Annotated in this window: 19 protein-coding genes and 1 pseudogene; 19 read left to right on the top strand and 1 reads right to left on the bottom strand. The window is 60.8% G+C overall.

The features are described 5' to 3' along the window. Window positions 1–2: 2 nt before the first annotated feature. The 17 genes and pseudogenes from rplX to rplQ all read left to right on the top strand — a co-directional run. Window positions 3–347 (top strand): 50S ribosomal protein L24, encoded by a 345-nt coding sequence (gene rplX / locus ACJD00_RS11445; RefSeq protein ID WP_309406227.1) that lies wholly within the window; start codon window positions 3–5, stop codon window positions 345–347. Beyond that, on the top strand, window positions 347–916 hold the full coding sequence (gene rplE / locus ACJD00_RS11440) for a 50S ribosomal protein L5 (protein ID WP_309406229.1): 570 nt from the start codon (window positions 347–349) through the stop codon (window positions 914–916). The genes rplX and rplE overlap by 1 nt, the downstream gene beginning before the upstream one ends. A gap of 60 nt (window positions 917–976) precedes the next feature. Continuing rightward, window positions 977–1,375, top strand: a complete 399-nt coding sequence (gene rpsH / locus ACJD00_RS11435; RefSeq protein ID WP_309406230.1) for a 30S ribosomal protein S8 — start codon at window positions 977–979, stop codon at window positions 1,373–1,375. Window positions 1,376–1,396: 21 nt separating this feature from the next. Continuing rightward, window positions 1,397–1,933: a 50S ribosomal protein L6 gene (gene rplF / locus ACJD00_RS11430; protein WP_309406232.1), complete on the top strand. Its 537-nt coding sequence runs from the start codon at window positions 1,397–1,399 to the stop codon at window positions 1,931–1,933. Between the two features lie 2 nt (window positions 1,934–1,935). Next, window positions 1,936–2,307: a 50S ribosomal protein L18 gene (gene rplR / locus ACJD00_RS11425; protein WP_309406234.1), complete on the top strand. Its 372-nt coding sequence runs from the start codon at window positions 1,936–1,938 to the stop codon at window positions 2,305–2,307. Beyond that, window positions 2,304–2,993, top strand: coding sequence for a 30S ribosomal protein S5 (gene rpsE, locus ACJD00_RS11420; RefSeq protein ID WP_309406236.1), 690 nt, complete (start codon window positions 2,304–2,306; stop codon window positions 2,991–2,993). The genes rplR and rpsE overlap by 4 nt, the downstream gene beginning before the upstream one ends. A 3-nt stretch (window positions 2,994–2,996) precedes the next feature. Next, complete coding sequence (gene rpmD / locus ACJD00_RS11415) at window positions 2,997–3,203, top strand: 50S ribosomal protein L30 (protein ID WP_309406238.1); 207 nt, start codon at window positions 2,997–2,999, stop codon at window positions 3,201–3,203. Between the two features lies 1 nt (window position 3,204). Then, window positions 3,205–3,657: a 50S ribosomal protein L15 gene (rplO, locus tag ACJD00_RS11410; RefSeq protein ID WP_309406240.1), complete on the top strand. Its 453-nt coding sequence runs from the start codon at window positions 3,205–3,207 to the stop codon at window positions 3,655–3,657. Between the two features lie 255 nt (window positions 3,658–3,912). After that, a complete protein-coding gene (gene secY / locus ACJD00_RS11405) occupies window positions 3,913–5,217 on the top strand; it encodes a preprotein translocase subunit SecY (protein WP_418907097.1) in 1,305 nt (434 codons plus the stop codon). Then, a complete protein-coding gene (locus ACJD00_RS11400; protein ID WP_309406244.1) occupies window positions 5,214–5,786 on the top strand; it encodes an adenylate kinase in 573 nt (190 codons plus the stop codon). Before secY ends, ACJD00_RS11400 begins: the two co-directional genes overlap by 4 nt. A 125-nt stretch (window positions 5,787–5,911) precedes the next feature. Then, window positions 5,912–6,742 (top strand): type I methionyl aminopeptidase, encoded by an 831-nt coding sequence (gene map / locus ACJD00_RS11395; RefSeq protein ID WP_418907096.1) that lies wholly within the window; start codon window positions 5,912–5,914, stop codon window positions 6,740–6,742. Between the two features lie 209 nt (window positions 6,743–6,951). Then, entirely contained in the window at window positions 6,952–7,173 is a 222-nt protein-coding gene (infA, locus tag ACJD00_RS11390) for a translation initiation factor IF-1 (RefSeq protein WP_309410423.1), read from the top strand. A 117-nt stretch (window positions 7,174–7,290) separates the two neighbouring features. Then, window positions 7,291–7,404, top strand: coding sequence for a 50S ribosomal protein L36 (gene rpmJ / locus ACJD00_RS11385; protein WP_071894985.1), 114 nt, complete (start codon window positions 7,291–7,293; stop codon window positions 7,402–7,404). Between the two features lie 147 nt (window positions 7,405–7,551). Next, window positions 7,552–7,926 (top strand): 30S ribosomal protein S13, encoded by a 375-nt coding sequence (rpsM, locus tag ACJD00_RS11380; protein ID WP_309406253.1) that lies wholly within the window; start codon window positions 7,552–7,554, stop codon window positions 7,924–7,926. A 43-nt stretch (window positions 7,927–7,969) separates the two neighbouring features. Continuing rightward, window positions 7,970–8,371 carry a 30S ribosomal protein S11 gene (gene rpsK / locus ACJD00_RS11375; protein ID WP_309406255.1) on the top strand — a complete coding sequence of 134 codons (402 nt, stop codon included), beginning with the start codon at window positions 7,970–7,972 and terminating at the stop codon, window positions 8,369–8,371. A 161-nt stretch (window positions 8,372–8,532) separates the two neighbouring features. After that, the gene (locus ACJD00_RS11370) at window positions 8,533–9,534 is read left to right on the top strand and encodes a DNA-directed RNA polymerase subunit alpha (protein ID WP_309406257.1); all 1,002 of its coding nucleotides are present in this window, start codon (window positions 8,533–8,535) and stop codon (window positions 9,532–9,534) included. Window positions 9,535–9,613: 79 nt separating this feature from the next. Beyond that, window positions 9,614–10,060: pseudogene (gene rplQ, locus ACJD00_RS11365) on the top strand (50S ribosomal protein L17); the annotation flags it as partial. A 100-nt stretch (window positions 10,061–10,160) separates the two neighbouring features. On the opposite strand, the gene ACJD00_RS11360 reads toward rplQ, so the two are convergent. Then, on the bottom strand, window positions 10,161–10,571 hold the full coding sequence (locus ACJD00_RS11360; RefSeq protein WP_418907095.1) for a hypothetical protein: 411 nt from the start codon (window positions 10,569–10,571) through the stop codon (window positions 10,161–10,163). 158 nt (window positions 10,572–10,729) lie between these two features. Here ACJD00_RS11360 and truA point away from each other — a divergent pair, with 158 nt between their 5' ends. Then, the gene (truA, locus tag ACJD00_RS11355) at window positions 10,730–11,629 is read left to right on the top strand and encodes a tRNA pseudouridine(38-40) synthase TruA (RefSeq protein WP_418909332.1); all 900 of its coding nucleotides are present in this window, start codon (window positions 10,730–10,732) and stop codon (window positions 11,627–11,629) included. 301 nt (window positions 11,630–11,930) lie between these two features. Then, complete coding sequence (gene rplM / locus ACJD00_RS11350; protein WP_309406261.1) at window positions 11,931–12,374, top strand: 50S ribosomal protein L13; 444 nt, start codon at window positions 11,931–11,933, stop codon at window positions 12,372–12,374. Window positions 12,375–12,385: the final 11 nt, after the last annotated feature.

The following is a 12,385-nucleotide window of genomic DNA, read 5'->3' as shown; positions in this document are numbered from 1 at the left end:
CCATGGGTGCAAAGATCAAGAAGGGCGATCTGGTCCAGGTTCTGGCCGGCAAGGATCGTGGCCTGCAGGGCAAGGTCCTGAAGGTGTTCCCGGCAGCCGAGCGTGTTCTGGTGGAAGGCGTTAACCGCGTCACCAAGCACACCAAGGCAACCCCGACCGAGAACGGTTCGCAGGGCGGCGGCATCGTCGTTGTCGAGGCTCCCGTGCACGTTTCGAACGTGGCCGTTGTGGATCCCGAGACCAAGAAGCCTACCCGCGTTGGTTTCCGCGAGGAGACCGTTGAAAAGAACGGCGTCAGCAAGACCGTGCGCGTCCGTTACGCCAAGGCTTCCGGAAAGGATCTGTAATGACTGAAGCAGCCACCAAGATCCAGCCACGTCTGAAGACCAAGTACACCGCGGACATCCGTCCGGCGCTGCAGGAGCAGTTCAACTACTCCAACCCGATGCAGGTTCCGACCCTTACCAAGGTTGTTGTGAACATGGGTGTCGGCGAGGCCGCCAAGGATTCCAAGCTGATTGAAGGCGCCGTGCGCGACCTGACCGCTATCACCGGTCAGAAGCCAGTGGTGACCCGTGCTCGCAAGTCGATCGCACAGTTCAAGCTGCGCGAAGGCATGCCGATCGGTACCCACACCACTCTGCGCAACGATCGCATGTGGGAATTCGTGGACCGCCTGATCACCCTGGCACTGCCGCGTATCCGCGACTTCCGCGGACTGAGCGACCGCCAGTTCGATGGCAACGGCAACTACACCTTCGGTCTGACCGAGCAGTCCATGTTCCACGAAATCGATCAGGACAAGATCGATCGCGTGCGTGGTATGGACATCACCGTGGTGACCACCGCCAAGACCGACGACGAAGGCCGCGCCTTGCTTAAGGCACTGGGCTTCCCGTTCAAGACCGAAAATTAATCGCAACTACGTTACAGGTCCGATTCAAGGAAACCGTAACGAGGAAGGGCTGAAGCCCACATGTCTATGACAGATCCAGTCGCAGATATGCTGACTCGTCTGCGCAACGCCAACTCGGCTTACCACGACACCGTGTCGATGCCGTCGAGCAAGCTGAAGGTGCGCATTGCCAACATCCTGAAGGAACAGGGCTACATTGCCTCCTTCGAGGAAGAGGCTGCCGAAGTCGGCAAGAAGCTGACCATCACTTTGAAGTACGGTCCGACCCGCGAGCGTTCGATCGCTGGCGTGCGCCGTATCTCCAAGCCAGGTCTGCGCGTTTACGCGAAGTCCACCAACCTGCCGCACGTGCTCGGTGGTCTTGGCATCGCAATCCTGTCCACCTCCTCCGGTCTTCTTACCGACCGTCAGGCTGCAAAGAAGGGCGTGGGTGGGGAAGTCCTCGCCTACGTCTGGTAACGGGAAGGAAGGGAATACACAATGTCACGTATTGGACGTCTTCCGATCACCGTCCCGGCCAACGTTGAGCTCACGATCGATGGCCAGCAGGTCTCGGTCAAGGGCCCGAAGGGTGAGCTTTCGCTGACCGTTTCGGCTCCGATCACCGTTGCCAAGGACGAGAACACTGTTACCGTCACCCGTCCGAACGACGAGCGCGAATCGCGTTCGCTGCACGGGCTGACCCGCACCCTGATCAACAACCTGATCATCGGTGTTACCGAGGGATACGAAAAGAAGCTCGAAATCCATGGCACCGGTTACCGCGTGCAGGCCAAGGGCTCGGACCTGGAGTTCGCTCTGGGTTACTCGCACCCGATCACCGTTTCGGCTCCTGCCGGCATCACCTTTGCCGTTGAGGGCAACAACAAGCTGACCGTTGCTGGCATTAGCAAGCAGCAGGTGGGCGAGGTTGCCGCCAACATCCGCAAGCTGCGTAAGACCGAGCCTTACAAGGGCAAGGGCATTCGCTACGCCGGCGAACAGATCCGCCGCAAGGTCGGAAAGGCTGGTAAGTAATTATGGCTATCGGAATCAAGGGCAAGAGCAAGTCCGCTCAGCGTGGCCGCCGTCACCTGCGTGTGCGCAAGCGCATCGTTGGTACCGCCGCTCGTCCGCGCTTGGTGGTCAACCGTTCGGCTCGCCACATCTTTGTACAGATCGTGGACGACGCCAAGGGCATCACCCTGGCAAGCGCCTCGACCATGGAAGCCGACCTGCGCGCAAGCGAGGCCGACAAGACCGCAAAGTCCAAGCGCGTTGGTGAGCTCGTTGCAGAGCGCGCCAAGGCTGCTGGCATTGAGGCCGTCGTCTTCGACCGTGGCGGTAACAAGTACCACGGTCGCGTTGCAGCAGTGGCTGACGGCGCTCGTGAAGGAGGGCTGGCACTGTGAGCGAAGCAACTAACGAGAAGGAAACTCAGGTGGCTGAAGCAACTGAGGCAGTCGAGACCGCCGCGACTGAGAACACCAACTCCCGCCGCAACGAGGGCCGTGGCCGTCGTAGCGAGGGTGGCCGTGGTCGTGGTCGCGATCAGAAGGATAACCGAAACGAAGACAAGGACAAGTTCCTTGAGCGCGTTGTAGCTATCAACCGTGTGTCCAAGGTCGTCAAGGGTGGTCGTCGCTTTAGCTTCACCGCACTTGTCGTTGTCGGTGACGGCAACGGCCTGGTTGGCGTTGGCTACGGTAAGGCTAAGGAAGTTCCTGCAGCTATCGCCAAGGGCGTTGAAGAGGCCAAGAAGTCCTTCTTCCGCGTACCGCGCGTTGGCAGCACCATCCCGCACCTGGTGAAGGGTGAGGCCGCCGCTGGCGTCGTCATGCTTCGCCCGGCCGCTCCGGGTACCGGTGTTATCGCCGGTGGTCCGGTCCGCGCCGTGCTGGAGTGCGCAGGCATCCACGACATCCTGTCGAAGTCGATGGGTTCGAGCAACCAGATCAACATCGTTCAGGGCACCATTGCTGCACTGAAGGCTCTGGAAGAGCCTCAGGCAGTGGCAGCTCGCCGCGGTCTTCCGCTGGACGAGGTCGCCCCAGCAGCAATGCTGCGTCACATCCAGACCCAGAAGGCAGGTGCTTAAGCAATGGCGAAGAACATTGTTGCAAGCGACGCCCAGCTGGAAATTACCCTGGTCAAGTCGATCATCGGTGGCAACCAGACTCAGCGCGACACCGTTCGCTCGCTGGGCCTGAAGCGCGTGGGCCACACCGTGGTTCGCACCGCCGATCCGGTGACCGTTGGCATGCTCAACAAGGTCCCGCACCTGTTGAAGGTTGAGGAGGCTAAGTAACATGGCTGATGAAAAAGCACTGAAGATTCACCACCTGCGTCCGGCCGAAGGCGCCAAGACCGCCAAGACTCGCGTCGGCCGTGGTGAAGGCTCCAAGGGTAAGACCGCTGGTCGCGGTACCAAGGGTACCAAGGCTCGCTACCAGGTGAAGGCTGGCTTTGCCGGCGGCCAGCTGCCGCTGCACATGCGCCTGCCGAAGCTGCGTGGCTTCAAGAACCCGTTCCGCGTCGAGTTCCAGGTTGTCAACCTGGACAAGATCAGCGAACTGTTCCCCGAGGGTGGCGACGTCACCGTCGAGGCACTGGTTGCTAAGGGCGCCGTCCGCAAGAACCAGCCCGTCAAGGTGCTGGGCACCGGCGAGATCACGGTCAAGGTCGATGTGAAGGTTGACGCCTTCTCGTCCTCCGCAGCCGAGAAGATCGCTGCTGCCGGCGGTTCGGCTAACACCCTCTAAGCGGGATTAGCTAAAGACGAACCCCGTCGATCACGTCCAACTGGGCGAGATCGGCGGGGTTCGTCATTTAATCTCGTAGTTTAGGTCACGTTTCGCTGATAAGCTGACTGACAAGGGAAAGAATCCTGCCGACTTCGTTCATATAGCGAATAGCCTCGTGCGCTATTTGGCGTGGACGTATATCAGACGGCTAGAATCATTAGGTCACAGCATGAGCCGAAAACCCGGCTCAGGCAATTAAAATCAGGAGGACGCTTGTTCAGCGCCATAGCCCGTGTATTCCGCACGCCTGACCTGCGCAACAAGCTGTTGTTCACCATCGGGATCATCGCGATCTATCGTGTCGGTGTTTTCATCCCGGCGCCCGGAGTGAACTACGGCAACGTGCAGCAGTGTCTGGCAATGGGTCAGACTTCCGGTGGTCTCTACAATTTTGTGAACCTATTCAGTGGCGGGGCACTCTTGCAGGTGTCCGTCTTCGCCATGGGTATCATGCCGTACATTACCGCCGCCATTATCGTGCAGTTGCTCCGTGTGGTGATTCCGCACTTCGAAACCCTGCACAAGGAGGGCCAAGCCGGCCAGTCGAAGCTGACGCAGTACACTCGCTACCTGACGATCGCGCTCGGCCTGTTGCAGGCCACCACGCTGGTAACCCTGGCGCGGACCGGTGCATTGTTCCCCAGCTGTACGCTGCCGCTCGTACCCGAAGATAACCTCATCACGATCCTGCTGATGATCGTCACCCTCACCGCGGGCACCGGCCTGATCATGTGGATGGGTGAGCTGATCACCGAGCGTGGTATCGGTAACGGTATGTCGATGCTGATCTTCATCTCCATCGCCTCGGGCTTCCCGGCCGCCATGGGCGCCATCCTGCGTCAGCAGGGTTGGGGCATCTTCGTCGGCGTGATCCTCATCGGCCTGCTGGTGATCGGTCTGGTCGTCTTCGTGGAGCAGTCCCAGCGCCGCATTCCGGTGCAGTACGCCAAGCGCACCGTGGGTCGCCGCACCGTGGGTGGTACCTCCACCTACATCCCGTTGAAGGTCAACATGGCCAACGTAATCCCGGTGATCTTCGCCAGCTCGATTCTGGCGCTGCCGACCATGATCGTGCAGTTCAACCAGCGTCCCGATGGCACGCTGCCGGACTGGGCTATCTGGTTGCAGGCCCACGCCTCGAGCAGCTCGCCGATCTACATGACGGTGTACACCTTGCTGATTATCGGTTTCGCCTACTTCTACGTGGCCATCACCTTCAACCCTGAAGAGGTCGCGGACAACATGAAGAAGTACGGTGGCTTTATTCCGGGCATCCGCGCCGGACGCCCCACGGCAAACTACCTGCAGTACGTGATTTCCCGTATCACCTTCCCGGGCTCGCTGTACCTGGCATTCGTTGCGCTGATCCCGCTGATCGCGTTCGTGCTCATCAATGCCGACCAAAACTTCCCATTCGGCGGTACCTCGATCCTCATCATGGTTGGTGTGGGTCTGGAAACCGTCAAGCAAATCAATGCTCAAATGCAGCAACGAAACTATGAAGGACTATTGCGATGACGCGACTGTTGATCATTGGCCCTCCCGGGGCCGGTAAGGGCACCCAGGCCGTAAAGATTTCCGAGCGTCTGGACATCGTCGCGATCTCCACCGGTGACATCTTCCGTGCCAACGTCAAGGGCGGCACCCCGCTGGGCGTCGAGGCCAAGAAGTACATCGACGCCGGTAACTTCGTTCCGGACTCGGTAACCAACAACATGGTCAAGGACCGCCTGGCCCAGGACGACGTGGCCAACGGCTTCCTGCTCGATGGTTACCCGCGCACCAGCGCCCAGGTCGACGCGCTCGATGAGATCCTGGGCGAGCAGGGCCAGCAGCTGGACGCCGTGCTGCAGCTGACCGCCGACGACGAGGAGCTCGTCGAACGCCTGCTGAAGCGTGCCGAGATCGAGGGCCGCGCCGATGACACCGAAGAGGTCATCCGTCACCGCCTGAGCCTGTACCACGCAGAAACCCAGGTCGTCGTCGACCGCTACGAGGAGCGCGGCATCGTGCGCAAGGTTGACGGCATCGGCCAGATCGACGAGGTCACCGACCGTGTCCTCGCGGCACTGAACGTCAACGCCTAAATATCACCGCAGCGTGTCCAACGCCGTGCCGGTTCCCACACTGGGATCCGGCACGGCGTTTGGCGTTGTGAACTAGAATTGAGCACGTTGCCAGGGCAACGGCCGCAAATAGACAAGGAAGAGTGTTGGGAATCGGACAGCCACGGATCGAGTACAAGAACAACCAGCAGCTGCTGAAAATGCGCGAAGCCGGCCTGGTGCTGGCCGAGGCCTTGGACGAGGCCTGCGCCTTCGCCAAGCCGGGGGTCACCACCGCCGAGGTCGACCGTGTCTTCGGTCAGGTCCTCGAACGCCACGGGGCCACCAGCAACTTCCTTGGCTACCACGGCTTCCCCGGACGGATCTGCGCCTCGGTGAACCACGAAGTGGTGCACGGCATCCCGGGCTCCTATGAGCTCAAGGACGGGGACGTGCTGAAGATCGACGGGGGAGCGATCGTCGATGGCTGGCACGCGGACTCCGCGCGCACCGTGCTGCTGGGCACCGTGGACCCTGCCGACCAGCGCCTGAGCGACATCACCGAGCAGGCCATGTGGGCTGGCATCGCCGCGGCCGCCAAGGCCCGCTTCATCGGGCAGATCGGCGAGGCCATCGACGAGTACGTGACCTCGCAGCCCGGCGACGAGCTGGGCATCCTCGAAGACTACTGCGGCCACGGCATCGGATCACAGATGCACATGGCCCCGGATGTGCTCAACTACAACTCCGGACATCGCGGCCCACGCATCAAGCCGGGCATGGCCCTGGCGATCGAGCCGATGCTCGTGCGCGGCGGCATCGAAACCAGCACGCTGGCCGATGACTGGACCGTGGTCACCGACGATAAGGCCAACGCCTCGCAGTGGGAGCACACCGTGGCCTTCCACCTCGGCGGGCTGTGGGTGCTGACCGCCCACGACGGCGGCGCCGCCGGCCTGGCTCCCTTCGGCGTGGAGCCTTCGCCGATCCGCTCCTAACCGGAAGTGTTGCACCGAATCGGTGCCCACGTGCTCAATCTAACATCGGTGGCCGGGTCCAATGATTTGTCCGGCCCCCGCCAATAGCGTATGCTTGACTGTTGGTTGTCTGTTTAAGTGTGCCCAAAACTCAGTGCGGGTACATGCTCAGTCAGCCGGAACAAATACTTGTTGATGGAAACATTAACTACAAAAAGTTAGCGGGGAAAATGGCCAAGAAGGAAGGTGTCATCCAGGTAGAGGGCACAGTGACCGAGGCGCTACCCAACGCGATGTTCCGCGTTGAGTTGCCGAACGGACACGTGGTGCTTGCCACTATCTCGGGTAAAATGCGCCAGCACTACATCCGTATCCTCCCTGAGGATCGGGTGCAGGTAGAAATGAGCCCATACGACCTCAACCGTGGTCGTATCGTTTACCGCTACAAGTAAACAGCCAGCTGGATGAATCATCACCGGTAGCGCGACACACGCCGCCGGTGCTGGAATGTCCTGGGACGCAACGTTTACAGCTCCACATTTAACTGCAACCGCAAGAGGAGTAAACCCTTGAAGGTTAATCCTAGCGTGAAGCCGATCTGCGACAAGTGCAAGGTGATTCGCCGCAACGGTCGCGTCATGGTGATCTGCGAGAACCCACGCCACAAGCAGCGTCAGGGCTAATCCCTTACGGGATTCCCACGCGTAGTCAATATAGGCAGTACCGCATCGGGCAACCGGTGCACACCCCCGGATTCGGAGGCCGGGGCCACCAGAAACTTTGGTGGAAGGTACTGCTCCAGACCTCCGTTCGTTGAAAGGTAGCCACATATGGCTCGTTTAGCAGGCGTGGATATTCCACGCGAAAAGCGCGTAATCATCGCGCTGACTTACATCTACGGCGTGGGCAAGACCCGTGCAGAAGAGACCATCGCGGCCACCGGTATCAACCCGGACACCCGCGTGAAGGATCTCACCGACGCTGAACTGGTTCAGCTGCGTGACTTCATCGAAGGCACCTACAAGGTGGAAGGTGACCTGCGCCGTGAGGTTCAGGCCGACATCCGCCGCAAGGTTGAAATCGGATCCTACGAAGGTCTTCGTCACCGTAAGGGCCTGCCGGTCCGCGGTCAGCGCACCAAGACCAACGCTCGCACCCGCAAGGGCCCGAAGCGTACCGTAGCCGGTAAGAAGAAGGCTCGCTAAATTTTAGCGGCCTAACTCATAAACCTTTTTCGTAGGAGAAGAAATGCCCCCAAAGACTCGTGGAGCGGTACGTAAGCCGCGTCGCAAGGACAAGAAGAATATTGCGCAGGGACAGGCGCATATCAAGAGCACCTTCAACAACACCATCGTTTCGATCACCGATCCGACCGGTGCTGTGATCTCGTGGGCTTCGGCCGGCGAGGTAGGCATGAAGGGCTCGCGTAAGTCGACCCCGTACGCAGCGCAGATGGCCGCCGAGGCCGCTGCCAAGCGTGCACAGGAGCACGGCATGCGCAAGGTCGACGTTTTCGTCAAGGGCCCGGGCTCGGGACGCGAAACCGCGATCCGCTCGCTGCAGGCTGCTGGCCTTGAGGTTGGATCCATCCAGGATGTTTCCCCAAGCGCACACAACGGTTGCCGCCCACCAAAGCGTCGCCGCGTCTAATTGATTCGCTAGGCTAGGCCTAAGAACGTCACCGAACCGTGAAACGGGTCGGTGACCTCTTAGACCCACGCCTGCACCACAGACGAACGGCCACCGTGGCTACCGTCGTTTCCACCCCCGTGTTGCGTCATATAGCGGACGCTCGCCGAAAGGAAATGTAAGTGCTCATTACGCAGCGCCCAACCCTGACCGAAGAAGTAGTTGCCGAAAACCGCTCCCGGTTCGTTATTGAACCACTGGAGCCAGGCTTCGGTTACACCCTTGGTAACTCGCTTCGCCGCACCCTGCTGTCCTCGATCCCTGGTGCAGCTGTCACCAGTGTTCGTATCGACGGCGTGCTGCACGAGTTCTCCACTGTAGCCGGTGTCAAGGAAGACGTGACCGAACTGGTTCTGAACATCAAGAACCTGTCGGTATCTTCCGAGCACGACGAGCCGGTCGTCGCCTACCTGCGTAAGCAGGGCCCGGGCGTCGTCACCGCCGCGGATATCACTCCGCCGGCCGGTGTTGAGTTCCACAACCCTGATCTGCACATCGCCACCCTGAACGCCAATGGCAAGTTCGATATGGAACTGACCATTGAGCGTGGCCGTGGCTACGTGTCCGCCGCTCAGAACAAGAGCGCCGACGGCGAGATTGGCCGCATCCCGGTCGACTCGATCTACTCGCCGGTGCTGAAGGTGACCTTCCGCGTGGAGGCTACCCGTGTTGAGCAGCGCACCGACTTCGATCGCCTGATCGTGGACGTTGAGAGCAAGGAATCGATCACCCCGCGCGATGCAGTGGCATCCGCCGGCACCACCCTGGTGGAGCTGTTTGGCTTGTTCCGCGAGCTGAACACCGCCGCCGAGGGCATCGAAATCGGCCCCTCGCCGACCGATGCTGCGCTGGCCGCCGACATGGCGCTGCCGATCGAGGATCTGGAACTGACCGTTCGCTCGTACAACTGCTTGAAGCGTGAGGGCATCCACACCGTGGGTGAACTCGTTACTCGCTCCGAGGCCGATCTGATGGACATCCGTAACTTCGGTGCGAAGTCCATTGACGAGGTCAAGGCAAAGCTTGTCGAACTGGGTCTGGCCCTGAAGGATTCCCCTCCAGGCTTCGATCTGGCCGCTCGCAGCGCCATCGAGGACGAGGACGCTTACGACGAGGGCCTCTAAGCCTTAGTCTCGCGACACACTACTTCATCCGTCCCGCCGGTTACCGGCGGGAACGGGTTATTCATCTAGGAGAACCACCATGCCTACCCCCACCAAGGGTCCGCGTCTCGGCGGCAGCGCAGCACATGAGCGACTGATCCTCGCTAACCTGTCTGCACAGCTGTTCGAGAACAAGAAGATCACCACCACCCTGACCCGTGCCAAGCGTCTGCGTCCGCACGCCGAGCGCCTGATCACCTTCGCAAAGCGCGGAGACCTGGCCTCGCGTCGTCGTGTCCAGGCCGTTATCGCTTCGCGCAGCCGCACCAACAAGTCGGTCGTTCACGAGCTGTTCGAGAACATCGCACCTGTTATGGCTGACCGCCAGGGCGGCTACACCCGCATCACCAAGATCGGCAACCGCAAGGGCGACAACGCCCCGATGGCTGTCATCGAACTGGTGATGGAACCGGTATCGCCGAAGCAGGCCGTTGTGAAGGAAGCCACCCAGGCTACCGAGCAGGCCGCAGAAGCCACCACCGAAGAGGCCTAAGCCCCTTCGCGTGAGTAACGCATAGAAGAACCCTCCAGCGACATCGTCGCCGGAGGGTTCTTCGGTTTTAACTCTTTGGTGTGCCGAGTGCTTCCTAGCCGCCGAGCCCGCCGCAGACCTCGCTGAGCTTCGTCAGCGAGCCCTGCATATCGGTGAGGAACTGCGGGTCCTTGGCGAACTCCAAAACCTTTGCGGTATCGGGCTTCCCATCCGCACCCACCAGTTCCCCCATCTTGCTGAACGCCGTGGAAACGTTGGATAGGTCGTTCTTGAAATCCGACTCGGTGCGCTCGGCGATTTCCTGAATCTTTGGGGCCGCCTCGGCAAGCTTGCCGAAGTTGCTGGGATCGGTGGCCGCCCCGGGGGTAATACCGGCCTGCTGCACCGCCTCCTTGACCTCGGTACAGGCCTGTGCGTCGCTGAGCGAATCACTCGAGCAAGAGGTGAGAACACCGGCGGCGATCAGCGGGGTAACGGCGAGTGCGGCTAAGCGGTGAGCCTTCATAGGGTGGGTCCTTAGGGTCGTGAAGTAATCCAGCGAGTGTTCTGTCGCTGGCCATACTTCCATAGCGCCACCAAATTGAGAATTGATCGTCCCCGAGATGACACGAGCTGCTATCGGCCTGGGCGATAATGGATCATATGCAGGAGCCCGAAAACCCGATGCTAGCCAGCCTCTTCAGCGATTCAGACATCAGCGAACCCGCCCTGCGGCGCATTAAGCTGACAATGGGTTACGACGGCTCCCAATTTCACGGCTGGGCCCGCCAGCCCAACGTGCTCGGCGTCCAGCAGGTGCTCGAGGAAGCCCTCGAAACGTTGATCCGCCGCACCGTGCGCGTAGTGGTGGCCGGCCGCACCGACGCCGGGGTTCACGCCCGCCACCAGGTGGTGCATTTCGATCTCACCGACACCGAGTACCAGGCTCTGCCGCGGCGTTCACCGCTGGAGCCGCCGCAGGCGCTGGTACGCCGCATCAACGGAATCCTCTCGCGCCACGAAGGTGCGCTCTGGGTGCACGATGCCGAACTGGCGCCCGAAGGTTTTGACGCACGCTTCTCGGCCATGCGCCGACGCTATTCCTACCGCATCGCCGACGGCGTGGCCCGCTGGGATCCCTTGACTCGCCATCTAGCCACCTGGCACCGCGAAGAACTCGACGTGAAGCTCATGCACGCCGAGGCGCAAACGGTGCTGGGGCGCCACGACTATTTGAGTTACTGCAAGCCACGCGAGCACGCCACCACCATCCGCACCCTGGAGGAATTCACCTTCACCAGGGGAGAGGATGGGCTGATCGTGGCCCACCTGGTGGCCGATGCCTTTTGCCACAATATGGTGCGCGCGCTGATCGGGGCGGCCATGATGGTCGGGGATGGGCGTGAAGAGCCCGGCTTCCTCGCCCGCAGGCTTGAGGCGATGGTGCGCGACTCGAAAACCAAGCTGGCTCACCCGCGGGCGCTGGTGCTCGAAGAGGTCAGCTACCCCGCCGATGAAGAGCTGGCAGCCCGCGCCGCGCAGACCCGAGCCAAGCGTGGCGCCGATGAGGTCGACGGGCGCTAATTGAGGTGTCCTTGCTCACGGCCAGTGGTGAACTTTTGGTGGCAACGGCTTTAATCCGGTAATGTTAATGAAGTTGTGTATGTCCTTGTTCGACACTACGCGCCATGGCGTGACGGTTTAGTTGCATAGCCACTGGTCTGCTGGGCGCGCGAACTTTACATGGACGGCCGGTTAGTTTAGTCCTCACCTGACGTACTGGTCCAAACACAAGAACAACACGACAGTGCTCGTCACTGGGGGATCTCACGCCTCGATACAAGCGACTGTTTGACCAGAAACGAATCAACGTAAGGCAATTACTGTGCGTACGTACACCCCAAAGCCGGCTGACCAGACTCGTCAGTGGTATGTCATCGACGCCACCGATGTTGTGCTCGGCCGCCTCGCCGTCCAGGCCGCAACCCTGCTGCGCGGCAAGCACAAGGCGACTTTCGCCTCGCACATGGATATGGGCGATCACGTCATCATCATCAACGCTGAGAAGGTAGCGCTGAGCGGCAACAAGCTGCAGCAGAAGCGCGCCTACCGCCACTCCGGTTTCCCGGGCGGCCTGAAGAGCGTCAACTACGCCGAGCTGCTGGAAAAGAACCCGGTTCTCGCCGTGGAGAAGGCCATCAAGGGCATGCTCCCGAAGACCAAGTTGTCCGCTGCCCAGCTCTCGAAGCTGAAGGTCTACCGTGGCGCCGAGCACCCGCACGCTGCTCAGGCCCCGAAGGCACTGGAAATCACCCAGGTCGCTCAGTAGTCCTGGCCCCG

It is taken from the genome of Glutamicibacter endophyticus (genome assembly GCF_048457885.1).
GTDB classification, from domain to species: Bacteria; Actinomycetota; Actinomycetes; order Actinomycetales; family Micrococcaceae; genus Glutamicibacter; species Glutamicibacter endophyticus.
The sequence above is the reverse complement of the archived record's forward strand: the minus strand, read 5'-3'. Positions and strand labels throughout refer to the sequence as shown.